The sequence below is a fragment of the Pseudomonas sp. MPC6 genome (assembly GCF_006094435.1).
Lineage (GTDB): Bacteria > Pseudomonadota > Gammaproteobacteria > Pseudomonadales > Pseudomonadaceae > Aquipseudomonas.
On the sequence record NZ_CP034783.1, the window covers coordinates 3781093 to 3805277 of the forward strand.

General features: G+C 62.5%; 26 protein-coding genes and 2 pseudogenes. 8 read left to right on the top strand and 20 right to left on the bottom strand.

Features of this window, described 5'->3' with window-relative positions:
• The first annotated feature begins 40 nt into the window (after window positions 1-40).
• Window positions 41-439 carry a putative zinc-binding protein gene (locus ELQ88_RS19450; protein ID WP_128871536.1) on the top strand — a complete coding sequence of 133 codons (399 nt, stop codon included), beginning with the start codon at window positions 41-43 and terminating at the stop codon, window positions 437-439.
• Between the two features lie 1254 nt (window positions 440-1693).
• Here ELQ88_RS19450 and ELQ88_RS19480 read toward each other — a convergent pair.
• From ELQ88_RS19480 to norR, 7 genes are all read right to left on the bottom strand, one after another.
• Complete coding sequence (locus tag ELQ88_RS19480; RefSeq protein ID WP_138967090.1) at window positions 1694-2164, bottom strand: SCP2 sterol-binding domain-containing protein; 471 nt, start codon at window positions 2162-2164, stop codon at window positions 1694-1696.
• Entirely contained in the window at window positions 2158-3048 is an 891-nt protein-coding gene (locus ELQ88_RS19485; protein WP_138967092.1) for a U32 family peptidase, read from the bottom strand. The genes ELQ88_RS19480 and ELQ88_RS19485 overlap by 7 nt, the downstream gene beginning before the upstream one ends.
• Before the next feature lie 10 nt (window positions 3049-3058).
• Window positions 3059-4054, bottom strand: coding sequence for a peptidase U32 family protein (locus ELQ88_RS19490; protein ID WP_138967094.1), 996 nt, complete (start codon window positions 4052-4054; stop codon window positions 3059-3061).
• 122 nt (window positions 4055-4176) lie between these two features.
• Entirely contained in the window at window positions 4177-5412 is a 1236-nt protein-coding gene (gene glp / locus ELQ88_RS19495; RefSeq protein WP_138967096.1) for a gephyrin-like molybdotransferase Glp, read from the bottom strand.
• Window positions 5409-5963 carry a molybdenum cofactor biosynthesis protein B gene (gene moaB / locus ELQ88_RS19500; RefSeq protein ID WP_128871540.1) on the bottom strand — a complete coding sequence of 185 codons (555 nt, stop codon included), beginning with the start codon at window positions 5961-5963 and terminating at the stop codon, window positions 5409-5411. The genes glp and moaB overlap by 4 nt, the downstream gene beginning before the upstream one ends.
• A gap of 245 nt (window positions 5964-6208) precedes the next feature.
• Window positions 6209-6856 carry a pyridoxamine 5'-phosphate oxidase gene (gene pdxH / locus ELQ88_RS19505; protein ID WP_128871541.1) on the bottom strand — a complete coding sequence of 216 codons (648 nt, stop codon included), beginning with the start codon at window positions 6854-6856 and terminating at the stop codon, window positions 6209-6211.
• Between the two features lie 78 nt (window positions 6857-6934).
• Window positions 6935-8464, bottom strand: coding sequence for a nitric oxide reductase transcriptional regulator NorR (gene norR, locus ELQ88_RS19510; protein ID WP_138967098.1), 1530 nt, complete (start codon window positions 8462-8464; stop codon window positions 6935-6937).
• A gap of 154 nt (window positions 8465-8618) precedes the next feature.
• Between norR and ytfE the strand changes: the two genes are divergently transcribed.
• The gene (gene ytfE / locus ELQ88_RS19515) at window positions 8619-9293 is read left to right on the top strand and encodes an iron-sulfur cluster repair protein YtfE (RefSeq protein WP_138967100.1); all 675 of its coding nucleotides are present in this window, start codon (window positions 8619-8621) and stop codon (window positions 9291-9293) included.
• A gap of 172 nt (window positions 9294-9465) precedes the next feature.
• Here the strand turns inward: ytfE and ELQ88_RS19520 are convergent, their stop codons facing one another.
• Both ELQ88_RS19520 and ELQ88_RS19525 read right to left on the bottom strand, forming a co-directional pair.
• The gene (locus tag ELQ88_RS19520; RefSeq protein ID WP_138967102.1) at window positions 9466-9903 is read right to left on the bottom strand and encodes a hypothetical protein; all 438 of its coding nucleotides are present in this window, start codon (window positions 9901-9903) and stop codon (window positions 9466-9468) included.
• A gap of 28 nt (window positions 9904-9931) precedes the next feature.
• Complete coding sequence (locus tag ELQ88_RS19525; protein WP_138967104.1) at window positions 9932-11122, bottom strand: NnrS family protein; 1191 nt, start codon at window positions 11120-11122, stop codon at window positions 9932-9934.
• 469 nt (window positions 11123-11591) lie between these two features.
• On the opposite strand from ELQ88_RS19525, the gene ELQ88_RS19530 reads away from it, so the two are divergent.
• Window positions 11592-12275, top strand: coding sequence for a Crp/Fnr family transcriptional regulator (locus ELQ88_RS19530; RefSeq protein ID WP_138967106.1), 684 nt, complete (start codon window positions 11592-11594; stop codon window positions 12273-12275).
• Window positions 12272-12472 carry a protein DnrP gene (locus tag ELQ88_RS19535; RefSeq protein WP_138967108.1) on the top strand — a complete coding sequence of 67 codons (201 nt, stop codon included), beginning with the start codon at window positions 12272-12274 and terminating at the stop codon, window positions 12470-12472. Before ELQ88_RS19530 ends, ELQ88_RS19535 begins: the two co-directional genes overlap by 4 nt.
• Before the next feature lie 23 nt (window positions 12473-12495).
• Here ELQ88_RS19535 and ELQ88_RS19540 read toward each other — a convergent pair whose 3' ends face one another.
• The 6 genes from ELQ88_RS19540 to ELQ88_RS19570 form a co-directional block, all read right to left on the bottom strand.
• Entirely contained in the window at window positions 12496-14337 is a 1842-nt protein-coding gene (locus ELQ88_RS19540) for a VWA domain-containing protein (protein ID WP_138967110.1), read from the bottom strand.
• A 78-nt stretch (window positions 14338-14415) separates the two neighbouring features.
• Window positions 14416-15846 (bottom strand): cbb3-type cytochrome c oxidase subunit I, encoded by a 1431-nt coding sequence (locus ELQ88_RS19545; RefSeq protein ID WP_138967112.1) that lies wholly within the window; start codon window positions 15844-15846, stop codon window positions 14416-14418.
• A gap of 3 nt (window positions 15847-15849) precedes the next feature.
• Window positions 15850-16290: a cytochrome c gene (locus ELQ88_RS19550; RefSeq protein WP_138969548.1), complete on the bottom strand. Its 441-nt coding sequence runs from the start codon at window positions 16288-16290 to the stop codon at window positions 15850-15852.
• Between the two features lie 230 nt (window positions 16291-16520).
• Window positions 16521-16778, bottom strand: a complete 258-nt coding sequence (locus ELQ88_RS19560; RefSeq protein WP_128871548.1) for a cytochrome C oxidase subunit IV family protein — start codon at window positions 16776-16778, stop codon at window positions 16521-16523.
• Window positions 16779-16788: 10 nt separating this feature from the next.
• Entirely contained in the window at window positions 16789-17376 is a 588-nt protein-coding gene (locus ELQ88_RS19565; protein WP_128871549.1) for a cytochrome c oxidase subunit 3, read from the bottom strand.
• Window positions 17360-18163, bottom strand: coding sequence for a CbbQ/NirQ/NorQ/GpvN family protein (locus ELQ88_RS19570; protein WP_138967114.1), 804 nt, complete (start codon window positions 18161-18163; stop codon window positions 17360-17362). Before ELQ88_RS19570 ends, ELQ88_RS19565 begins: the two co-directional genes overlap by 17 nt.
• A gap of 198 nt (window positions 18164-18361) precedes the next feature.
• Between ELQ88_RS19570 and ELQ88_RS34355 the strand changes: the two genes are divergently transcribed.
• The 4 genes and pseudogenes from ELQ88_RS34355 to ELQ88_RS19585 all read left to right on the top strand — a co-directional run.
• Window positions 18362-18517, top strand: a complete 156-nt coding sequence (locus ELQ88_RS34355) for a hypothetical protein (protein ID WP_178084667.1) — start codon at window positions 18362-18364, stop codon at window positions 18515-18517.
• Between the two features lie 24 nt (window positions 18518-18541).
• On the top strand, window positions 18542-18859 hold the full coding sequence (locus tag ELQ88_RS19575) for a c-type cytochrome (protein WP_138967116.1): 318 nt from the start codon (window positions 18542-18544) through the stop codon (window positions 18857-18859).
• 16 nt (window positions 18860-18875) lie between these two features.
• Window positions 18876-19070: pseudogene (locus ELQ88_RS34745) on the top strand (cytochrome c); the annotation flags it as partial.
• A gap of 104 nt (window positions 19071-19174) precedes the next feature.
• Window positions 19175-19483: pseudogene (locus tag ELQ88_RS19585) on the top strand (cytochrome D1 domain-containing protein); the annotation flags it as partial.
• Between the two features lie 243 nt (window positions 19484-19726).
• Here the strand turns inward: ELQ88_RS19585 and ELQ88_RS19590 are convergent.
• From ELQ88_RS19590 to ELQ88_RS19610, 5 genes are all read right to left on the bottom strand, one after another.
• Entirely contained in the window at window positions 19727-20470 is a 744-nt protein-coding gene (locus ELQ88_RS19590) for an SDR family oxidoreductase (RefSeq protein WP_138967118.1), read from the bottom strand.
• Window positions 20471-20598: 128 nt separating this feature from the next.
• Entirely contained in the window at window positions 20599-21126 is a 528-nt protein-coding gene (locus tag ELQ88_RS19595; protein WP_138967120.1) for a nitrous oxide reductase accessory protein NosL, read from the bottom strand.
• 31 nt (window positions 21127-21157) lie between these two features.
• On the bottom strand, window positions 21158-21988 hold the full coding sequence (locus tag ELQ88_RS19600) for an ABC transporter permease subunit (RefSeq protein ID WP_138967122.1): 831 nt from the start codon (window positions 21986-21988) through the stop codon (window positions 21158-21160).
• Window positions 21985-22908 (bottom strand): ABC transporter ATP-binding protein, encoded by a 924-nt coding sequence (locus ELQ88_RS19605; RefSeq protein WP_138967124.1) that lies wholly within the window; start codon window positions 22906-22908, stop codon window positions 21985-21987. The genes ELQ88_RS19600 and ELQ88_RS19605 overlap by 4 nt, the downstream gene beginning before the upstream one ends.
• Window positions 22905-24173, bottom strand: coding sequence for a nitrous oxide reductase family maturation protein NosD (locus ELQ88_RS19610; protein WP_138969549.1), 1269 nt, complete (start codon window positions 24171-24173; stop codon window positions 22905-22907). Before ELQ88_RS19610 ends, ELQ88_RS19605 begins: the two co-directional genes overlap by 4 nt.
• Window positions 24174-24185 lie beyond the last annotated feature (12 nt).

Below are 24185 nucleotides of genomic sequence, written 5' to 3' on the forward strand. Positions count from 1 at the left end.
GGCCTTGCACACTGAACAAGTCCATCCATGGAGAGCGCTCATGCCCCGTTCAACCTTGCCTCTGGTTTACGCCTGCTCAGGCTGTTCCAATGTTGCCCAGCTGGCCAATACCCTGGCCGTGCGTCTGGATCGCAGCGGCCTGGCGGAAATGTCCTGCATCGTCGGGGTTGGCGGGCACGTGGCGGCGCTGGTAAACAAGGCGAGCTCGGGGCGGCGGATTTTCGCGCTGGACGGTTGTGCGCTGGAATGTGTCGAGAACTGCCTGAAACAGCATGGACTGCACGCGGATGTGCACCTGATCCTCAACCAACACGGCCTGCGCAAACGCAATGGCGAAGACTGCACGCAGGCGCAGGGGGATGAGTTGTTTGAAGCGATCAGGCAGTTGATTGCCACTGATGCCCTGCAGGAAGAAAACCGCCAGGAAACGATGGCCTAAGGGACAACGTAAATCTAAATGTAGGAGCCGGCTTGCCGGCGAAGGCGTCTTCATGGGCGCTGCAAGGCTCAAGGCCGCTTTCGCTGGCAAGCCAGCTCCTACAGGATCGGCTGCGAACCGCTGAATCGTGGACACGTTAAAACCTGTAGGAGCCGGCTTGCCGGCGAAGGCGTCTTCATGGGCGCTGTAAGGCTCAAGGCCGCTTTCGCTGGCAAGCCAGCTCCTACAGGATCGGCTGCGAACCGCTGAATCGTGGACACGTTAAAACCTGTAGGAGCCGGCTTGCCGGCGAAGGCGTCTTCATGGGCGCTGTAAGGCTCAAGGCCGCTTTCGCTGGCAAGCCAGCTCCTACAGGATCGGCTGCGAACCGCTGAATGGTGGACACGTTAAAACCTGTAGGAGCCGGCTTGCCGGCGAAGGCGTCTTCATGGGCGCTGCAAGGCTCAAGGCCGCTTTCGCTGGCAAGCCAGCTCCTACAGGATCGGCTGCGAACCGCTGAATGGTGGACACGTTAAAACCTGTAGGAGCCGGCTTGCCGGCGAAGGCGTCTTCATGGGCGCTGCAAGGCTCAAGGCCGCTTTCGCTGGCAAGCCAGCTCCTACAGGATCGGCTGCGAACCGCTGAATTGTGGACACGCTAAACCCTGTAGGAGCCGGCTTGCCGGCGAAGGCGTCTTCATGGGCGCTGCAAGGCTTGAGGCCGCTTTCGCTGGCAAGCCAGCTCCTACAGGATCGGCTGCGAACCGCTGAATGGTGGACACGTTAAAACCTGTAGGAGCCGGCTTGCCGGCGAAGGCGTCTTCATGGGCGCTGCAAGGCTCAAGGCCGCTTTCGCTGGCAAGCCAGCTCCTACAGGATCGGCTGCGAACCGCTGAATCGTGGACACGTTAAAACCTGTAGGAGCCGGCTTGCCGGCGAAGGCGTCTTCATGGGCGCTGCAAGGCTCAAGGCCGCTTTCGCTGGCAAGCCAGCTCCTACAGGATCGGCTGCGAACCGCTGAATGGTGGACACGTTAAAACCTGTAGGAGCCGGCTTGCCGGCGAAGGCGTCTTCATGGGCGCTGCAAGGCTCAAGGCCGCTTTCGCTGGCAAGCCAGCTCCTACAGGATCGGCTGCGAACCGCTGAATTGTGGACACGCTAAACCCTGTAGGAGCCGGCTTGCCGGCGAAGGCGTCTTCATGGGCGCTGCAAGGCTTGAGCCGCCTTCGATGCGGTGCGGCGATCCGACAAGCCAGCTCCTACATGATCTGTGTTGTTATCCTGCCGCCAAGCCCTTCCCCGCCCGCTCCAGATTGCGCCATAGCCAGACAGGCAATACGTCAGGATCCAGGCTGTCGATCAGGTTCTTCAGCGCCAGTCCCAGTTCGGTATCGCCCTCGATCACCAGGCGCCGGCGAAAGAACAGCGTGTCCGGGTCTTCCTGGCGGCTGGCCAGCAGCAGAAACTCACGCCAGTTACCGCTGATGGTCACGTGTGCCGTGGCGCGCTCGGCAATCTGCAAACCCTGACGGCCGAGGGTCAAGTTCCAGGACAAACCCAGGTCCGGGATCCGCAGGCATAGCCAACGCCCGCGTAACACTTCAAATTCGCCATCGCGTAACGGCTCGGCGAGGCAGCGATTGAGCGCCTGCTGCAACGCCAGGCGCTGCACCGCAAACGGCACTCGACGCACCAGCGGCAACAAGCAGTCGGCACCCTTCAACAGCCATTTTTTTCGATTCAACACAGGCCAACCTCCTCGACGCGCAACATGCCGGCCTGGCCATGCCAGTAGCCGTTGCAACCGTCGACGTACAGCGGTGGAGTCTCACCGAGGCGAACCCGTTGGTAGGCGGCAACCACCTCGGCCATGCCTTCAACCCGGGGGCTCAGGCGCAACAGATCGGCACCGCAGGCCACCAGCCCGGCGTAATCCGCCAGCAGATTGGTCACCTCGGCCGACATCGTTTGAATGCCGTTGATGGTGAACAACGCCTGCCCTTCCTGACTGGTCAACGCCAGGCCATCGGGGTAGTTGATGCAGCAAAACTGGCAGTCGTCCTTGGGCTTGTTTTCCGCCCGAGCCGTGAAGCAGCGTGCGGAATAGGCCAAGGGCAAATGTCCATAGGCGAAGATCTCGACTTCCGGCACCTCACGCCCCAGTTCCCGCACCTGGCCAAGCACATCGCCAATCAGCGCCGCCGAGCATTCCACCGGCGGTACCCAACGGATCATGCCGCTGTCCAACAGTTGCGCCAACGCATGACCGTTGTACAAATTCAGCGCCGGACCGCCCACGAACGGCAACTTGCGCTCGGCGAGGAGCTGCACCGCGCCCATGTCGTTGGCCTCCACCAGCAATTGACCGTTGTCGCAGAGCCGGCGCAGGCTGGACAGTTCGGAGGCCGCTTCGATCAGTGTCAGGCTGGAGATCACCAACTGTGCCTGGCTGCATTCCTGTAACTCGCGTCCCAGCCCCAGCCATTGATCCAGGGAAAAGGACCGGCGTTTGGAGCACACGGTTTCCCCCAGGTAAATCACATCCAGGGGCAAGGCCGACATCTCGGCGTAAAAGTTGCTGAGTTGCTCTTTGTCCCAATAAAACAGGACCGGTCCAAGGCTGAGCTTCATCTCGCCTCCCTCATTGCCATGATCGATGGTAAGCACCCAGGGTGGTCTGGCTGCCTTCGGACAAACCGGCCAGCACCCGACGCCATTCCTCCTTGACCCGAAAACTGCCCGGCGAGCCACGATGGGCATCCAGTGCTGCGCGCCAGACGCGGGTGACTTGCTCGACATAGGCCGGACTGCGTTGCCGGCCCTCGATTTTGACCGCCTCGACGCCGATGGCCGTCAACTCCGGCAGCAAGTCCAGGGTGTCGAGGCTGGTGGGCTCCTCCAGCGCATGAAAGCGTTTACCGCCAACCAGAAAACGGCCCTTGCACAAGGTCGGGTAACCGGCCGGTTCATCGGGGGTGTAGCGATCGATCAGCACTTCACTGAGTCGCGCGCTCAAGCCTTCGGCGTCGTCGCTCCAGCGCACCGCCTTGGCTGGCGAACAGACGCCGCACAGGTTCGGCGACTCGCCGGTAATGTAGGAAGACAGATGGCAACGGCCTTCAGCCATGATGCACAGGCTACCGAAGCCAAAGACTTCGATGGGCACCGGGCTGCTGGCGGCGACCTGGCGCACCTGCGCCAGGGATAACACCCGTGGCAGCACCGCGCGCCGGATGCCGTAGCGTTGCGCATAGAATTGCAGCGCCGCGGCATGGGTCGCCGAGCCCTGGACCGACAGGTGCAACGCCAGTTGCGGATGGCGCTGGCTGGCATAGTTGAGCACCCCGGGGTCGGCGGCAATCAACGCGTCGACGCCGAAATCCGCGGCCCGATCCACTGCCCGTTGCCAGCGCTCCCAGCCCTTGGGCTGCGGGTAGGTGTTCACCGCGACGTAGAGCTTGCGCTGATGCTGGCGGATGTGGGCGACCGCAGCGTCGAACTGCTTGTCGTCCATGTTCAGCCCGGCGAAATGCCGGGCATTGGTGTCATCGCGAAAGCCGACATAGACGGCATCGGCGCCTTGGCGCACCGCCGCTTTCAGCGCAGGCAGGTTGCCTGCCGGGCAGACCAGTTGCATGGGTAATCCTCATGGGAAATCGCGTCTCGCCCGTCCATCGACGCCTGTGGCGCACCGGGCGAAAAAGGCGCTGCCAGTCTAGCGAGACCGGCAGGCATGGCCTTGACGGCAATCAATTGCCCTCAATGCAACAGGTCGGCGAAGGACAGGAACATCACGTTGTCGTGCTTTAGCACTTGCTGTTCGCACTCGATCACCGCCAACCCATCGGCCCAACAGGCGGCCGTCAACATCGCCGAGCTTTGCTGCGGGTGCAGCGCCAGGCTCAACTGGCCATCAGCGCCTGGGGTCAGCCGAGCCCGCAGATACTGCCGACGCTTGTTGCGCTGCAACCAGTCGAACCCGGCGGGCACGGCCAATGGCACCGGCAACACGTCTTTCACGCCCTGGGCCCTGAGCAGGAACGGACGCACCACCACCAACGCGGTAATCAGCGCCGCCGACGGATTGCCCGGCATGCCGATCCAGGGTTTGCCGGCCAACTCGCCAAAGGCCAGTGGCTTACCCGGTTGAATGGCCAGCCGCCAGAAATCCAGGCTGCCGAGTTCCTCGATGGCCTGCTTGAGATGGTCTTCCTCACCGACCGAGACGCCACCGGAACTCAACAGCAGGTCGCACTCCGAGGACGCCAGGCTCAAGGCATGCCGACTGGCCGCCAACTCATCGGCCATGACGCCATAGTCGTGCACCTCGACGCCCCAGCCGCGCAATAACGCGGCCAGGCAATGGCGATTGCTGTTGTAGATCTGCCCCGGAGCCAAGGACTCGCCGGGCTCACGCAGTTCATTGCCGCTGCTGAGCAGGCACACCTGCAGCGGCCGATAGACTTCGACTCGTGCGACACCGGCACCGGCGAGCAAGCCCACTTCCTGGGCACGCAGGCGCTTGCCGGCCTGGAGCAACAGATCACCGCGGCGGACTTCCTCTCCTTCCTTGCGCACGTGATCGCCAGCGCTTACGGGCGGAAACCAGACGCGTTCGCCATCGATCCGGCAGCGCTCCTGCGGCACCACGGTGTCGGCACCCGGAGGCAATGGCGCACCGGTAAAGATCTGCACCGCCTGCTGCGCGAGCAAGGGCGAGCACGCCGGATCACCCGCCGCGATTCGTCCGCCAATCGACAAATAGCCACCGTCCGGTGGCAGGTCAGCGGCCCTCAGGGCGTACCCGTCCATGGCGCTGTTGTCCCAGGCCGGCAGGTTGACAGAAGAATGAATGTCCGCCGCCAGCACCCGCCCCAAGGCTTGATCCAGGCCGATCTTTTGCGCCAGGGGCGGCGGCGGTGCCTGATCCAGCAGACGGCTGATGGCCTCATCCACCGGCATCAGATTGCCGAGGTCGCACACCCGGCCGGTCATGAGCGTGTCTCGCAGGCATCGATGGCCCGCTGAGCTTGCGCTTTCAAATGCGGAGCGAAATTGCACGGGCCGGTGCGGCTGTCCAGCTGTTCGAGCAGGATCTGGTTCCAGGCGGTTCGACACGCGCCCGGCGAACCCGGCACGCAGCACACCAGCACGCCATTGCTCATCCCGGCCAATGCCCGGGACTGCAGGCTGGACATGCCGATCTCCGCCAGGGACACCTGGCGGAACAGTTCACCGAAGCCTTCCACATGCTTGTCCAGCAACGGCAGCACCGCTTGTGGCGTGTTGTCGCGGGTGGTGAAGCCGGTGCCACCGGTCATCAGGATCACTTGCACCCGAGGGTCGGCGATCCACTGGGAGACCTTGGCGCGGATCTGATAAATGTCGTCCTTGACCAGGTCGCGGTCGATCAACACGTGCCCGGCGGTTTGCAGCAAATCGGTCAGGGTCTGTCCCGAGGTGTCGGTCTCGACGGTGCGCGTATCGCTGATGGTCAGCACGGCGATGTTCAGGGGGGCGAAAGTGCGTTGCGCCAGGTGGGCCATGTCCAGGTCTTCCCGTAGATGAGGGTATGGCCCGAAGCCTGAACCGGAATGGCGAGCGGGCCTATTCCTCGTTGGAGGTACCTCCACAGGGCAATACGGATAATGCGTCAGGCACAACACCTGTGGGAACGGGCTTGCTCGCGAATACGGTGGGTCAGGCACATCAATTGTGAATGACACACCGCATTCACGAGCAAGCCCGCTCCCACAGGTCCCTCATAGCTACACGTTTTGCGCGAAGGAGCTCAAGGCGCCAAACGGGTCCGTTGCCACACGCCATCACGCGACCGGTAATCAAGCCGGTCATGCAACCGATCGGCGCGGCCCTGCCAGAACTCCAGCCGGTCCGGCTGCAGGCAGTAGCCGCCCCAATGCTCAGGACGCCGGATGCTGTGGCCGACGAAGCGTTTGATGGTGTGCGCGAGCATGGATTCAAGGGCTGCGCGACTCGCCAGCGGCCGGCTTTGCGGTGAAGCCCAGGCGCCGAGGCGGCTGGCCACCGGGCGGGAATCGAAGTACGTGTCAGAGAGCTGCGGGTCGAGCCTGGACACCTGGCCTTCGATGCGCACCTGCCGTTCCAGTCCCGGCCAGAAAAACGTCATCGCGGCATGGGGGTTGGCCGCCAGTTGTTGCCCTTTGTCGCTCTGGTAATTGCCGAAAAAAGTGAAGCCTTCATCGCTCAGCCCCTTGAGCAGCAGCACCCGGCAGTGCGGCCGGCCGTCGCTGTCGACCGTCGCCAGCACCATGCTGTTGGCCTCGACCGGCGCGCTCTCGGTGTCGCGGGCCTGTTGCAGCCATTGTCGGAACATCGCCAGCGGATCCTCCAGCGCCGCTTCGTCTTGCAGGCCATGAAGGGTGTAGTTACGGCGCAGTTGAGCCAGGGACAGGGGCATGGCGTTGATCTCCGGTGGGTTCTGCGCAGTGTGCGAGGCACCGCGTCAAACCTCCTTGACCGCCATCAACACTGTCGATTACTTGAGCCGCAGGCGCCGCGCCAGTTTGTGCAGATTGCTCGGATCGACTTCCAGGATCCGCGCGGCACTGGCCCAGTTTTCCCCGGACAGGGCCAGGGCCTGGAGGATTTTCTTGCGTTGGTAATCGTCGACGGCTTCCCCCAGGGGCTGGAACGGCGCATCCGCCATCACGTCCTCATTTGGCTCGACCACTACCCCGGGCGCACCCATTGCACTGTCGAGATCGAGAACTTCCGGCTCCAGCGTCATGATCAAGGTGCGACTGCTGCCGCGACTCAGTTGCTTCAACGCGGCGCGACTGATCACGTGCTCCAGTTCCCGCACGTTGCCTGGCCAGGTGTACGCCAGCAGCGCGCGCTCGGCCGGCGGCGACAGGCGCAAGCCGCGCAGGCCGAGCCGCGCCCGGTTTAGCTCGAGGAAATGCCCGGCCAGCATCAACACATCGTTGCCCCGCTCGCGCAGGGGCGGAATCGGCACCGGGTACACCGAGAGCCGGTGATACAGGTCGGCCCGGAACAGACCTTCGCGAATGCTGTCCGGCAGGTGCCGGTTGGTGGCGGCGATGATGCGCACATCGACGTGCAACGGCTTGTCGGCGCCCAGGCGCTGGATCTCGCCATTTTGCAACGTACGCAACAACTTCGCCTGCACCGCCAAGGGCAATTCACCGACTTCGTCGAGAAACAGCGTGCCGCCGTTGGCCGCATCGAAGCGTCCGGCGCGGTCACTGGTGGCGCCGGAAAAGGCGCCTTTGACATGGCCGAACAATTCACTCTCCGCCAGCGACTCCGGCAAGGCGGCGCAATTGACCTGGATCAGCGGCTTGTGGCTGCGCCGTGAAAGCCGGTGCAAGCGGCGGGCGAACAGCTCTTTGCCGACACCGGTCTCGCCCAACAGCAACACCGGCAGTTCGGAATCAGCCAGCACATCCAGCTCATTGAGCAGCTGATGCAAGACCTCGCTCTGACCGAGGATCTCGCCCTCCTCGACGGGCATGCGAAAGTCCTGGGTATCGCTGCGGGACAAACGCAAGCTGCGGTTTTCCTGCTCGAGTCGGGTCACCCGTACGGCGGCCTCGATCTGCAGGGTGCAGCGCTTGAGTTCCTCCCGGGCCTGGCTGTCGAAGGTTCCGGCGTGCAGCGCATCGAGGGTGATCGCCCCCCAGATCCGCCCTTCCACGTACAGGCTCACGCCCATGCAGTCATGCACCGGCAACGGTTCGCCGACGTGGCCGTCGAGCAAGCCGTCGTAAGGATCCGGCAGGCGGCTGTCGGGCTCGAACCAGACCGGCTCGCGGGACGCCATGATCGCCGCCAGCCGGGGATGCTGGGCAATGACGAAGCGCCGCCCCAGGGCTTCATGCACCAGCCCCACGGTCGCCACCGGCCGGAGGCTGTCGTCATCCAGGCGCAGCAATCCCACCGCGCCACTGTTGAAGTATTCGCGCAGGGTCTGGACCAGTCGTTGCAACCGCACGGCATTGGGCAACTCGACAATCAGGTCGGCCGCCAGGCTTTCACGCAACATGGTAGTAAGTACCCTCTTTGGTTGGATTCACCCTAAAGCGTCAGGGTAACTATCACCACAGCTAAAAAAACATCGTTTTTTTTCAATCAGTTAACTATGGCATGCGGGGTGCAATGAGCCTGGGGAACCGTTGAAATCCACACAAGGAACCCTGATGAGCCAGACCCTATTGGAACAAAGCCTCGGCCAACTGGCCTGCGACATTCCCGGCGCCACCCGGATCTTTCACAGCTTCAAACTGGACTTCTGTTGCGGCGGGCATAAAAGCCTGCGCGAAGCGGCCCTTGGCAAGGACCTCGATCCGCTGCTGATCGCCGATGCCCTGCACGACCTGCAAGACGCCGGCGACACCCAGCACGACTGGCGCAACGAACCGTCGGAGACGTTGATCGCCCACCTCCTGGCGCGCTATCACGCCCGCCATCGCGAGCAACTGCCGGAACTGATCCGCCTCGCCCGTCGGGTCGAGCAGGTCCACGGTGCCCGCAGCAGCTGCCCCAATGGCCTGGCCGATCTGCTGACCGACATGCAACAGGAACTCGAAGGGCACATGCTCAAGGAAGAGCAGGTGCTGTTCCCGATGCTGCAACAGGGCATCGGCCCGCAGGCCGCGCCACCGATCCAGGTGCTGCGCTTCGAACATGATCAACATGGCCAGGCGCTGGACCAGCTGCTACTCCTGACCAACCACATCATCCCGCCGGTCGAAGCCTGCAACACCTGGCGCGCGCTCTATCGCGGGTTGCTGGAGTTCAAGGACGACCTGATGCAACACATCCATCTGGAAAACAACGTGCTGTTCATCAACGCCCTCAAACCCCGTCATTGATCGACAATCAATGACACCGCATTCGCCGGCTTGCCGTAATTGTAGGAGCGAGCTTGCTCGCGATGGACTCAAGAGCGCCGCGTTTAACCAGTAAACACGCGTTATCGTTAACGACCATCGCGAGCAAGCTCGCTCCTACAGTATGAACTGACCCACACGTTTTTCAGCGTGATCAACCCTGCCAATAGAACATCGCCTTGGCCAGGATCACGATCATCACCATGTGCCCAAGGATGCTGCGGCGAATCCAGCTCGCACGGCTAACCGTCAGCCGCTCGCTTTTCAGCCAGTACGCCAGCAACAGGTAATGGCCGATGATGCTCAGGGCCAGGACGATCTTCAGGCTCAGCAACGTGCCAAAGCTGCTGGCCAGCGGCTGACTCAAGACCCCACGATGCTGCCATGCCAGGCTGATGCCGGCGCCATACAACAGCACCACCACGCCATGCAGCACCTTGCGTGAACGCACTGCAATCGCTTGATCTGCGCTCGTTTGCGCGGTATCCGCCAACTGCTGGCGGGCGCGGTGCCAGATCACCACTTCGAAAAACAGCGTGCCGATGAAGGCAATCGCCGCCAGCAAGTGGGTGACCAGTAAAAAGGGATACATCACCGGCAGCCTCCATTAGTTCGTTTGCTTATCCCGGATGACCGTCGACCCGGGCCCGCAGCAGCATCGGCCCATAACGCCAGGCGTATAGCGCAAACGCCAACGCCCAACACACGCCGGCCAGCCACAACGCAGGCAGGGGAAAGAACAGGACCAACACGACCCGGCTCAGACAGGCCAGGTTGAGCAGAATGAACGCCAGGGTCATGCCCTGTGGCGGCTCCAGCGCGCGGCCGGTATGCCCCAGGCTGACCCGCGCGATCATCGCCAGAACCAGGCCGCCCATGGCGCCGATGGTCAGGCAATGCACCGCCAGGCTCGAATTGACCGGTACGCCAAAATGCCACAGCGCCATGCCCAGACAGGCCACCGCCAACCAGCCATACGCCAGGTACAACGACCACAGCAACGGCACGTGCCAGAGGGCGCGATCATGCCAGCGCACCAGCCGCACCAGATGCCCTGCTGCCAACACGGCGAACAACAGGCCCACCCACAGATTGGGCTCAAGAGAGAATCCTGCGGCATAGGACAACGCCACCAGGGGCGAACCGATCAGCAGCAGCCAATCCAGCCACGGCCAGGGGGTAACGCCTTCAACCTTGCCGAGGCCGCGCTGAATGAAGAACGGAATCACGCGCCCGCCGATCAAGCCCATCATCGCCGCCACCAGCCAAAGGCCGGTCAGCACGCCTTGACGCTGCCAGCCTTCATGACCTTCTAGCAGGCCGTACAGGGACAAGCCGTCGGCTGCCGCCAATAACAGCAGTACCACGGCAATCGGGTAGTTACGTTTCTGCCGCACCTGCCACAGGGTGAATCCCATGAGCGCGGCCACCGCCAGCGGGAATGCCAATTCCAGCAACGCCAGTACCGGCCAGGGTGCGTTGACCAGCCACGCCACTCGCGCCAATAACCACAGCAGTGCCAGCGCCGCCAGCGGTGCGCCGCTGATGCCGGGGCGGCCGGTCCAGGTCTGTACGGCCGTCAGCAGGAAGCCGGCGATAATCGCCAGGCCGAAACCGAACAGCAATTCATGTCGATGCCAGCCCAGCCAACCTCCGGCGGGTTGCCAGTCGCCCACCGAACCACTGAAGGCTGCCAGCCACAGCGGAATGGCCAGCACGGCCAACAGGCAGCCGGCGAGGAAAAATGGCCGAAAGGCCAGTCGTAACAGCGGCGCAGTAGCCATCGCTTTGCGGCGGTCAATTACTTGCATAAAGCCACTCCTTTACCTTGCTGCTGACCTGACGCCAACCTGCACACGTCGAGGTAAGTCCGGGGGCAATCATCGGGTATTGGCGATCAATTACCGTTGTCGCAGATCAAGTGTGCAAGGGGCGTGCCCCAGGTGCAGATCGACAGCCAGGCGCAGTTCCCTCGCCACAGGGTGATCCGCCTCAGGGTATAAATGACCATTACAGGGTTTTAAGTACCCTGATGCCCATGGTCTTTTTCACCCTAATCCTTGACTACCCTAATAAACAAGGACTTGCGCCTATGGCCCGGGTCTTGCTCAAGCGTTTGCACATCAAAGAAACCTCCCCTTGGAGTCGTCATGAAAAAAGTCATCCAGCCCTTGGCCTGGTTTGTGGTGTTGACCTCGGTCCTGGCGCTGGCCAGCGGCGTTTCCCTGGGCCTCGTCTGACTTGATTGCCCTCCTCCTTCATTTCTCAGGATGAATTCCCATGGTGCTTCACCGCGTCCATCACCAGATTCTGCGCAGTCATCATTTGTTCGAGCCGTTGAACGAAGAACAGCTGGATGAATTGATGAGTACCAGCCACTTGCTGAGCATCGACAAGGGCGAACCGCTGTTCCGCCAGGGTGAGCCGGCAGATTCGTTCTACTTCGTGATCGCCGGCGCGGTGAAGATCTACCGCCTGACGCCCGACGGGCAGGAGAAGGTGTTCGAGGTCATCGGCGATCGGCAAACCTTCGCCGAGGCGATGATGCTGATGGACACCCCCAATTATGTCGCCTCGGCCGAAGCGATCTGCCCCACCCAGTTGTACCGGTTATCCAACAACACTTACATGCGCCTGCTGCAAAGCAACAGCCGACTGACCTTTGCGCTGCTGGGCAAGCTGTGTGTACGCCTGCATCAGCGGGTCAACGAAATCGAAACCCTGTCCCTGAAAAACGCCACCCACCGGGTGGTGCGCTATCTGCTGACGCAGCTGGTGCGTCAGCAGACCGTTAACAGCCAGTTCGAACTGCCGATGGCCAAGCAGCTGATTGCCGGGCATCTGTCGATCCAGCCGGAAACCTTTTCGCGGATCATCCGCCGCCTGATCGATGAAAACATCATCACCCAGGACGGCCGACAGATCGCCATTCTCGATCGTCTGCGCCTGGAACAGTTCGAGTGAGTGACATGCCCGTCTGCCTGTATTGCCAACACGCCAACCCCTCTGGAGAAACCGAATGCCGCCGATGCGGCATGCCCCTGCCAGCCTTGGCCGGCCACGCCGCAGAACGCCGGCAGCGCCGGTTCATGTGGTTTTGCGTGGGCCTGACGCTCTTCTGCGTGGCGATGTTTTTCTGGTTGCCGCGCAGCACCGGCTGATGCTGCGTTGCTCAAGCCGGGGCTCAAGGTTGGGTCAGCTGGCGGTACAACTGCGGCAACCGCAGGGGTAGCTGTTCCGGCTGGCGGATCAAGGTATAGCCATTGGCGCCGAACATGTACGGCAGGTAATCCCCGGCTTCGCGATCAATCGTGATGCAGAACGGTGTCAACCCCTGGCGCCGCGCTTCCAGCACCGCCTCACGGGTGTCCTCGACACCGTAGCGCCCCTCGTATAAATCCAGATCGTTCGGTTTGCCATCGGTCAGCAGCAGCAACAGTTTGCTGCGGCGCTTGCTCTTGCCCAGCAGTTGCGCGGCCTGGCGTATGGCCGCGCCCATGCGCGTGTAGTAACCCGGCTTGAGCCCCTGGATGCGACCGCGGGTGTTGTCGTCGTAACGCTGGGTGAAGGACTTGAGTTCCTGCATCCGTACCTGGTGGCGACGCAGCGAGGAAAACCCGTACAGGGCGAAATCATCACCCAGCACCGACAGGGTTTCGCCGAACAGCAGCAGCGTGTCACGGATCACATCGATCACCCGATGTTCATCGTTCAGGTGCGCGTCGGTCGACATCGAGACGTCGGCCAGCAACAGGCACGCCAGGTCGCGGCGGGTCTGGCGCTGCTCCATGAACAGACCGCGTTCGGCACACTGGCCATGCGCGCGCTCGACATGGAAATCCAGCCAGGCCTGCAGGTCCAGCTCCGAGCCCTGGGGTTGCTGGCGTAACCACTGGCGGTCATTGCGCAGATGCTCGAACTGGCGCCGCAAACGATGCGCCGAGGCCTTGAGCCGTGGCGGCAGCGGCTGTGCCTCACAGTCCCGGGGCACCATCATTTGCAGGTTGACGAAGGCGTCCTGCATCTGCTGTTTGCGATAGTCCCATTCCGGCAACTTGATGCCCTCGCCCAGGGGAATGTCGTCGACATCCGCCGGCGGCAAATCCAGGTGCAGCTTGAGGCCGCCGCCCTTGCGCAGACGGGTGCGCGACAGGCTCAATTCGTCCAGGTCTTCGGCGACCCTGGCCGCGTCCGGGTTGTCGCTGTCGTCGGACCAGCGATCCAGGTCCACATGTTCGGTCCAGCTGAACAGGTTCTCCAGGCGCACGATCAACAACCCGCCGTCGCGGGTGCCTTCATCGATGCGCTTGGCGCGTTTGCTTGCGCCTTTGTGCTCACCGGGCGGGGTCGTCAGCGATTCTTCCGACTCGTCACCGAGGTCGGCAGCCTGGGGGCTGGCGAGGTTTTGCGGCGGGTACAACCACAGCGGCAGCGGCCAGGCCGCCCGTTCGCTGCGGGGAAAGTGCTCGACACTGCCGGGCTCGCGCAACGCCTGGCATAACGCCCGTTCCAGCGCGGCTTCGCCGGGGTTCAGCGTCGCCGGATCCGGGCGCAGTGGCAGATGGGCATCGACCAGGCGCTTGTAACGCGCTCGCAACGCGGGATAACGCCGCAACAGCTGTTGCGTCCAGCGTTGATTGTCTTGCCCCCAGTGGCGCATGGGGCCGGACTGCGCCGCCAGCAAGGCGAGCCAGCGATAGAGTTCCTCGTTCAGTGCCGCTTCGGGAAACACCGCAAGGCTCGACGGCAGCCGCAGGTTGGCCGCGTCGCACCACGCCAGTGGCACCTGCTTGCAGGTACCGGCGATCTGCTGCAATACGTTGCGCCGCAGCAGCAGCTCGCGGTCGCTGGCGGCTTCGACACCGATGCCATTGGCACCGCCCATGGCGCGAAACAACACTGCCAGTGGACGTTGCCGGCTGGCCAGTTCGACCCGCGCTTCGGGGAAGTCCGGGCTGGCGCGCCGGGTGATGAAGCGATGCCAGACACTGCCGACCCACTCTTCCAGTTCGACGGTAAAGGCCATGGTTCTTTTCCTCTGAAAACCAATGTAAAACGGCCCGCTGTACCAGCCGGGCCGCCCTCCTCTAAAGTGTTACCTGACTCACGAGCTAACGACGGAAGCGTTCGCATCGGCGATCGTCAAAGGCACACGCCGCTTGAAGCTGAACAGGTAGCAGATCAGCCCTGCGAAGAAACCGAGACCGGCGCCCAGACGGGCCCAGAACAGCACTTGCAGATGATCGACAGTGGCCATGAACGGCAACGCGACCCCATCCACCGGCCAGCGTTGCAGGTAGATCTGCACGGCTCCGGCGGCGGTGAGCAACAGCGTGATCATCACCATCGACAGGGTCATCAGCCAGAAGCCCCAGATCTCCAGTTGCTGCGAACGCTCGTCCGCCGCCTCGCCCAGCCCGCGCAGCTTCGGCATGGCGTAGCTGATCAAAGTCATCACGATCATCGCGTAGGCACCGTAGAAGGCCAGGTGACCGTGAGCGGCCGTCAACTGCGAACCATGGGTGTAGAAGTTGACCGGTGCCAGGGTATGCAGGAAGCCCCAGACGCCAGCGCCGAAGAACGCGGTGACCGTGGTGCCCTTGGCCCACAGCGTGGCCGCACGGTTCGGGTGGTCCCGGCGCCGGTTCTTGACCATGCTGAAGGCGAATATCACCATCGCCAGGAACGGCAGCGGTTCGAGCGCGGAGAAGATCGAGCCGACCCACAACCAGACCTCTGGCGCACCGATCCAGAAGAAGTGGTGCCCGGTGCCGATGATCCCTGTTATCAACGCCATGGCGATGATCACATACAGCCATTTCTCCACGACCTCGCGGTCCACGCCGGTGATCTTGATCAGCACGAAGGCCAGCATCGACCCCATGATCAGTTCCCACACGCCTTCTACCCAAAGATGCACCACCCACCACCAGTAGAACTTGTCGCGGGCCAGGTTGCCGGGGTTGTAGAAGGAGAACAGGAAGAACACCGCGAGCCCGATCAGCCCGGTCATCATCACCATGCTGACGGTAGTCTTGCGGCCTTTGAGCAGGGTCATGCCGATGTTGTAGAGGAAGCCCAGGCACACCACCACGATCCCCATCTTGCTGATGGTCGGCTGCTCCAGGAACTCCCGGCCCATGGTCGGCAGCAGTTCATTGTGGGTCAGCTTGGCCAGGCCGGCATAAGGCACCAGCAGGTAGCCGAGGATCGTCAGCACGCCCGCGGCGGCGAATACCCAGAACAGGATGATCGCCAGTTTCGGACTGTGCAGTTCGCGGTCGGCCTCTTCCGGAATCAGGTAGTAGGCCGCTCCCATGAAGCCGAACAGTATCCAGACGATCAGCAGGTTGGTGTGGACCATCCGCGCCACGTTGAACGGGATGATCGGAAAGAGAAAGTCCCCTACCACGTATTGCAGGCCCATGATCAAACCGAACAGGATCTGACCGAGAAACAGGATCAGGGCAAACACGAAGTACGGTTTGGCCACGGCTTGCGAGGCAAATTTCAGATGCGGATTAGCAATGCTCATCGCTTAGCCCTCCTTGTTTGGCGGCCAGCCATTGGTGTTGATGTTCGAGGTCCATTTGAGGAACTCGGCGATGTCATCCACCTCCTGGTCACTCAACTTGAACTGCGGCATCGCGCGCCGGCCCGGTACGCCCAGTGGCTGCATTTTCATCCAGGCATGCAGGAAGGGTTTGAAGCCCGCCTCGCCGCCGCGCCGCTTGTACACGTTGCCCAGCTCCGGCGCGAAGTAGGCGCCCTCGCCCAGCAGCGTGTGGCAGCCGATGCAATTGTTTTGCTCCCAGACCAACTTGCCGCGCTCGACTGATTCGGTTAATAGCGCCTCATTGCTGCGCTCTGGAAAGGTCTGTTCCGTGTGATAGGTCAAGGCCAGGAATATCAGGAAGAAGAACACGCTCCCCCCAAAATAGATGTTCCTGGCCATGCCTTTGGTGAAGGTCTCTGACATGGTCGCTTCCTCTTTGCTTGGCGTGTCCATGATAGGAAGCGAGGGGTTGAAAACTGCTTGATGGCGATCAAGAAAGGCAGATGGTTTTAGTCGGGTATAGATCGTATGGCTGACGAAGATCCAAAGTGGGAGCGGGCTTGCTCGCGAAGGCGGTGTGTCAGCCAACATCAATGTCAACTGACACACCGCCTTCGCGAGCAAGCCCGCTCCCACATTGGAAATGTATTTCTTCAGCGGAACTCCACCAGCGTCAGCCCTACAACGGTCGCCAGGGCCACCGCCCAGCTCAGCATCAACCGGCGCCACAGCCGCGGGGCGTGACGCATCTCCATGAAGCCGTCGGCGATCAGCCAGGCCTTGCCGACGGCCACCAGCAGGATGGCGATCGTCAATAGCCGGGTGCCCTCGGCACGCCCCAGCAGCACGGTGCACAGGCTTAACGCGGCCAACGCCGCCCAGCAGACGAGCAAAACCCTGGATACAGACATGATCACCTCGTCAACTCAACACGTAGACCAGCGGAAACAGCACGACCCAGATCAGATCGACCATGTGCCAATACAACACCCCGGATTCAAAGCCGCTGCGGTTGTCGGCGTGGTACAAACCACGGCGGCAGCGCTCGGCCAGCCAGCCGAGGATGACCATGCCGAGCACTACGTGGAGAAAGTGGAACCCGGTGAGGATCCAGTAGAGGGTGAAAAAGGTGTTGTGCTCCATGCCCAGCCCCGAGCCCAGCAAGTGGTGGTACTCGGTGAGCTTCAACAGCACATAGACACTGGCCGCGAGCAGCGCCGCCAGAAGGTAGACCGCGCCATGACGGGATCGTGAGCGCCTGACCTGTTCCTGGGCCAGCGCGGCGAACAGTCCGCCGGTCAGCAGGCTCAGGGTCATCGCCAGGCCGGTAGAAGTGTCGAGCAACAGCCGGCTGTCACTGAACATCTGCGGCTTGAGGGCCTGGGTCACGGCGAACGCCAGGATCAGGATCGCGAACACCGACAACTCGGCCAGGATGAAGAACCACATCGCCAGATCGCCCGGCAAATGGCCCCGCTTAACCCCTGTGAGCTCAGCCGAAGTGGACATCGACCACGCCCATCAGCGCTGCCACGGTCAGCGGATCATCGCTCAGCGGCTCGGCCAGGCAGGCCATGCACGCTTCCCGCGGGCTCATGCCGGCGCCGATCATGCGCGCGGTAAAAATCAGCAGGCGGGTCGAGGCGACTTCCTCCAGATCGTGCTGGTCGAGCCGACGCAGCGCCTGGCCCAGCCTGACCACTTGCGCCGCCAGCGCGTTGTCCACCTGGGCCTCCCTGGCGACGATGCGCTCTTCATCGGCCACCGGCGGGTAGCCGAAGCGCATCGCCACGAAGCGTTGCCGGGTGCTGGGTTTCATGCCTTTGAGCAGGTTCTGGTAACCGGGGTTGTACGACACCACCAGCATGAAAGAAGGCGGAGCCTTGAGCACTTCGCCGGTGCGTTCCAGAAACAGCTCGCGCCGATCGTCGGCCAGGGGATGCAGGACGACCACGGTGTCCTGGCGCGCCTCGACCACTTCGTCCAGATAGCAAATGCCGCCTTCACGCACCGCGCGGGTCAAGGGTCCGTCCTGCCACCAGGTGCCCTGGGCGCCGATCAGATGGCGGCCGATCAGGTCGGCGGCGCTCAGGTCGTCGTGGCAGGCCACGGTATACAGCGGCAGTTGCAGCCGATGGGCCATGTGCTGGACGAAGCGGGTCTTGCCGCACCCCGTCGGCCCTTTGATCAGCACCGGCATGCCGTGGCGCCAGGCTTGTTCGAACAGCGCCTCCTCATTATTCAGTGGTTGATAGAAGGGTTCGATCGGATGTGCGCTAGACGGGATTCGGTCCATGGGCTGCCTGCTCCAAAAGCGGATTCAAGCCACACGCTACGGGCCCCTACGACAACCTGGCAAGGGGTGTGGCCGGCAAACTTGATCGCCGTCAAGCGAGCATTGGCCCCTTGGGCATAGCCTTGCAATGCACTAAGAACCTGCGTTCTGCGCTGCCGTTTCAGCACATCGCAAAGGGCTTGCCTGAGGAGAAATGGAATGCTGATCAGCAACAGAAGAACGTTTGCCCTGACCCTCGCCACAGTGTGTTCGTCACTGGTCCTGGCGGTGAGTAAAGCAGTCATCAAGGACAAACGACTGATCATGCCCACCGGGAAGTTCAACGTCTACAACACCCAACACGACATCTATTGAGCTCCATCAATGCAAGGAACCATCATGAAAAATACACTGTTTTCACTGTTCGCCCTGACCGCTGCGCTGAGCGTGCAGCCGGCCATGGCTGCCGAGGACGGGCCGACGCTGTTCAAGAGCAAACCCTGCGCCGCCTGCCATACCATCGACACCAAGCTGGTGGGCCCCGCGCTCAAGGATGTCGCGGCCAAGAATGCGGGCGTGGCCGGAGCCGCGGACACCCTGGCAGGCCACATCAAGAACGGCACCTCCGGCAACTGGGGGCCGATGCCAATGCCCGCCAACCCCGTGACGGATGAAGAAGCGAAAATTCTCGCGACCTGGGTACTGACGCTCAAATAACCACCTGGAGGGCGTCATGAAGGTCTATCGACACGCTGTGATTGTGGCGGCCCTCCTCCTCATTTGCACCACCGCGGTTGCGACACCGGACGCCACGTGTCAGGCGCAACTCAAACACCTGCCGAGCCTGGACTGTGGCGCCTGCCATGGGCTGCACATGACCGGCGGGCTGGGCCCCGAGCTGACCCCCACGGCACTGGCACTGCAGTCATCCCGGTCGCCGGCCAACCGGTGTTCGTCACGTCGCGGCGCGGTGGTCGCTATGTCCCCTCGCCAACAGGAGCATCCCTGCATGTCAGTGTGGTCTAGCGCGGCCACGTCAATTCACGGTATGCCTGGACCGATGTGTTCTTCGGCCCCGACAACGATGCGATCCACCTGATTGACAAACAGACCCTGGAAATCGCCCGCACCCTGCGTCCGATGCCCGGCAAGACCGCCGCCCATGTCGAGTTCACCCGCGATGGCCGCTACCTGCTGCTGAGCATCTGGGTCACCGACGGCGCGCTGATCGTGTACGACAGCAATACCCTCAAGGAGATCAAACGCATTCCGATGAACAAGCCGTCGGGCAAGTACAACGTGGGCAACAAGATTGAGTTTGTCGAGGGGATGTCGCATTAAGCCTTGGCACACTATTCGTGTACACCCCGATTACCTGTAGGAGCCCGGCTTGCCGGCGAAGACGGTCTGATATACGGCATGGATGTTGGCTGACACGCCGCCTTCGCTGGCAAGCCAGCTCCTGCAGGGTTGCAGGTCGAGCACACTATTCGTGTACGCCCCGATTAACTGTAGGAGCCGGCTTGCCGGCGAAAGCGGTCTGATAGTCGACATTGATGTTGGCTGACACGCCGCCTGCGATGCTCAGCTCAAGGTGTAGCCATTGTCGACCTTCCAGTCCTGGCCATAGACACCCCGGGCGCCTTGCGACAGCTGGAAGACAATCACATTGGCCACCGCCGATGCATCGAGGAAATGCCCGGGCAGCAGACGTTTGCCGAGAGTGTCGGCGACGTCGTCGAGCTCCCTTTCACTCAACCCCAGGTGGTCCCACATCGAGGTGGCGGTGGGTCCCGGGGAGACCAGATTGATGCGCACGTCATACCGCGCGAACTCCACCGCCAGGGTGCGCGCTTGCGCCGCCAGGGCGGCCTTGCCGGCAATGTAGGCCGCCAGGCCGGGAAAGCTCGAACCCGTGAGGAAACTACTGACAAACACCACCGAAGCCGGGCTCGCCAGTTCACCGCGTAACGCCGCCAGGGTGTTCAACGCCCCGGCACCGTTGACCGCCCACTGGCGCTGAAAGGACGACATGTCCAGGCTGTCGGCCATTTCCGCAATGCCCGCGCAGGGCACCAGCCAGGCCACCGGGCCCAGTACCGCGGCTCGCCGCGCCAACTGCTGCAGGTCGTCCTGGCAGGTGACGTCCCCGGCGCACCGTTGCAGTCGCTCACCGTGTATCTCTTTCAAGGCCGGCAATTCACCAGCGGTACGCGACATTGCCAACACCTTGGCGCCACGGGCCAACAGCGCGGCGCACAACGCCAGGCCAATCCCGGAACTGGCGCCGGTGATCACCGCCAGACGATCCTGAAACTCGGTTTGCATCATGTTCTCCTGGGCATCGCTGATGCCAAGCACTGGGGACGTAGCCAGCCTCTATCTTTGAACAAGTGCAGCAATATCGACTTGACGGCGATCAGATTTTCACCAGGGAAACCGGGCGATGCAGCGGGTCAATGGCTCGAGTGCGACGGTGCGGACTGTTGCTGCAGCAGCGCCTGATCGATCTCGCTGAAGCGCAGCACACGCCCGCCCTGTTCCGCCACCAGCTTGTCGGCAGCCTGGCGGCTGGAGAAGGACGCCAACACCACGCCCATCGCGCCCTTGAGCGAGATGCCGACCACGTAAAAGGCGTCTTGGGCATCGATCAGATGGGCGTCATCCGGCGCGTCCCACGGACTGCGGCCCATGTCATGGACATACAACCGGGCAGCGCGATGCTGGTTTTCCGGTTGCAACCACCAGCCGATCATTTCCGCCGTGGAGCAGAATTTCCTGACACCGCTGCGTTCGACCACTTCACCCTTGGGCCCGGGGAAGCCATTGATGATCATCCCGCAGACATGGCATTCATCGCTGGGGTGAAAGGCTACCGCGGCCTCACTCAAGGACGCTTGTGCGGGCTTGTCACAGGCCGCCAACAGCAGGCAGACCATCAGGCCCGCCATGGCACGTACCGTCGTCAGATAAAACGCACTCATCGTCAATTACTCCAGAATTTCAAAGTGAAAATCAACTCGCCCGACGGCGGAACAGCAGCCAGGCCGCGGCCAGCGGCGCCGCCACCCACAGCGACAGACACAGCCACAGCATCGCGCCCGGCATCGGCAACTCACTGCCCAGGGTCAGCACCCCGGCGGTATTGGCGCCGGGTTCAAATCCGGAGAGGTTGATCAGGCGATAGATGTCCGCAGGATTGAGCAGCAACAACCAGGGCAGGATCTTCGGATTGAATTGCCCTTCGCTGAGCACCAGCAGCGCCAGCAGGGCCAGGTCGAACACCAGCACGAAGAAAAACCACACCCCCAGGGCGAGCCCGGCGGCGGTGGACTTCTCCGCAGACACACTGCTCAACCCGTAGGCCAGGCCGAGAAAGCCCCAGCCCAGCAACGTCGACGACAGCATGAAACGACCAAAGGCCCAGAGCAGCAGGCTCAGTTCCACCTCATCCACCAGCAGCGCAATCGCCAGCATCGCGCAGCCGAAGCCGATCAACGTCGCCAGTGCCAGGATCAACCCGTGGCCGACGAACTTGCCGAGCAGGATATGCCCGCGCCCCAGCGGATACGTCAGTAACAGCAGCAAGGTGCCGCTCTCGTCCTCGCCGACGATGGCGTCATAGGCCAGCAGCAAGGCAATCAACGGCATCAGGAAGGTCGCCAGGCTGGCCAGGCTGGCGATGGTCGCGGGCACCGAGGTAAAGCCCACTTGCCCGGACGCCGCGGCGCCCAACCAGGCAATACCGGTCGCCAGCACCGCGAACAACAAGCTGATCGCCAACAGCCAGCGATTGCGCAGACCGTCGTTGAACTCCTTGCGTGCCATGTTCCAGATCGGGTTCATACCACCTCCCCGGTCGCTGTTGCAGCCGCGCGGCCCATGTAGAAGCGGTAGATATCTTCCAGCGACGGTGGGTCGATCTCCACGTCAGCCGGTTCATCGTCATTGAGCAATTGGCGCAACAGGCCGAGCTTGCTGCCATTGAGCGCAGCCACTTCAAGACCTTCCGTGCCCCAGCGTTGAGTGACATGCCCGGCATTGTTCCAACGTTGCTGCAAGGGCCCGGCGTGCTTGAGCCCGTGGGCGCGAATCAACGTCGGCAGCCCGGCTTCCTCCCGCAGGCTGTGCAGACTGCCCAGGGCCAGCAGACGGCCCTGGGTCAGAATCGCCGCGCGGTTGATATGCGCCTCGACCCCGGGCAACACGTGGGAACACAAAATCACGCTGGTGCCCTGGCTGCGCAGGCGATCGAGCAATCGGTACAGGTCCCGAGTGGCGATCGGATCGAGGCCGACGGTTGGCTCGTCGAGCAAAAGCAAGCGCGGCGCCCCGAGCAAGGCTTGCGCCAGCCCCAGGCGTTGGCGCATCCCCTTGGAGTAAGTCTTGACCCGCCGATGCGCCACACCCGCCAGACCGACTTCCTCGAGCAGCCCGTCCACCTGGGTGAACGCTGCGCCCTTGAGTCGGGCGAAATGCCGCAAGGTCTCCAGGCCACTGAGCTGCGGATAAAAGGTCACGTTCTCCGGCAAGTAACCCAGCAGGCGTCTAACGTGGGGATCACTGGGCAATCGACCGAACACCCTGACCTGCCCTGCGCTGGCCTGGAGCAATCCCAGCACCAGCTTCATGCAGGTGGTCTTGCCCGCGCCGTTGTGGCCGAACAAGCCCAGCACTTCCCCTTCGGCCAGGCTCAGGTTCAGCTGATGCAGCACGGTGCTGTGCCCGTAGCGCTGGCTGACACCTTCGATGTCGATGACGTTCATGCGGCAGGCTCCTGGGCCAGGGGTTGAATGGGTGACTTCATCAGCGGATTACTGTCCTGCACACCCGGCGACTTCATCACCGGAAAGGCCCGTTGGACCCAGCGCAACAACTCGATACCCGGGCTGTTCATCAGCAGGCGCACTTGCGGGTACAGCCACAGCAGGCGGTCGACGTTGTCGTTGGGTTCGTAGGCGATGTCGCCCAGGCCATCGTTGTTGCGGTCCCAGCCCAGGTAATCGCTCCAGAAGTTGCCCCGGCCATCCGCCGACCATTCCTGCAAGCGGGTGGCCACGTACTTGACCTGGCGCTGGTTGCCGACAAAGGCGTTGTCGGCGATGCGGTTGTCTTCGGAGCCGGCGGTGAGGTGGATGCCCACGGCGCTGTGTTCGAAGCGATTGTGTTCGATGCTGTTGAACAGCGAGTTGTAGATGAACAACGCCTTGCCCTCGGCGCCGCTGATCATGCTGTCGCCGGTCGAACCGTCGCGCACGTCGCTGACGACGTTGTCGCGCAAGGTTGAATAGGTGATGTAGTTCATCAGGATGCCGTAGTTCTGATCCTGCTCGGAGCGATTGCCGATCACCGTGAGCTTGCGGCTTTGCATCAAGGCGTAGCCGGTACGGGTGCGGCGGGTGGTGTTGCCGATCAGTTGATTATCGTTGGCGAACATGTAATGCACGCCATAGCGCAGGTCTTCCAGGGTATTGCCCTGCAGCAGGTTGCCGTTGGAGGTATCGATATAGATGCCGTCGCGGGTGTCCCGGACCTGGTTGCCAATGACCCTGGCCCCGTGCACCGCATACAGATGGATACCGTTGCCGCGATCCTGGGAGCGCACCGTCGGATCACCCTGGATGCGGTTGTCGACCAGGCTCACATCCGCCGTGCCATCGACCCAGATACCGAAACCCCGGCCTTGCAGGCGATTGTTTTTGATCACGGCGCCACGGGCCTTGGGCTGGATGAACAGCCCTGCGTTCATGGCCGTGAGGTCGTGCCCCCAGTCGAGAAAGGTGCAGCCCTCGATGCCGACATCCGGGGCGCTGATGATCAGGCCGTTGCCCTGCCCCTCGCCCTGGAACACCGCGCCCGGCTCACAGACAATCTGCATCGTTTGATCGACGCTGAACGAGCCGCGGTACTCCCCCGCCGGCAGGTGCCAGCGTTGCCCGGCGTCCTGCTTCAACGGCAAGCTGGTGACGGGTTGCACCGCCGCCAGCGCGCTGCCGCCCAGGGACAGGAGCGCCAGCGCAATGACCTTCATCGACCTTTGCTT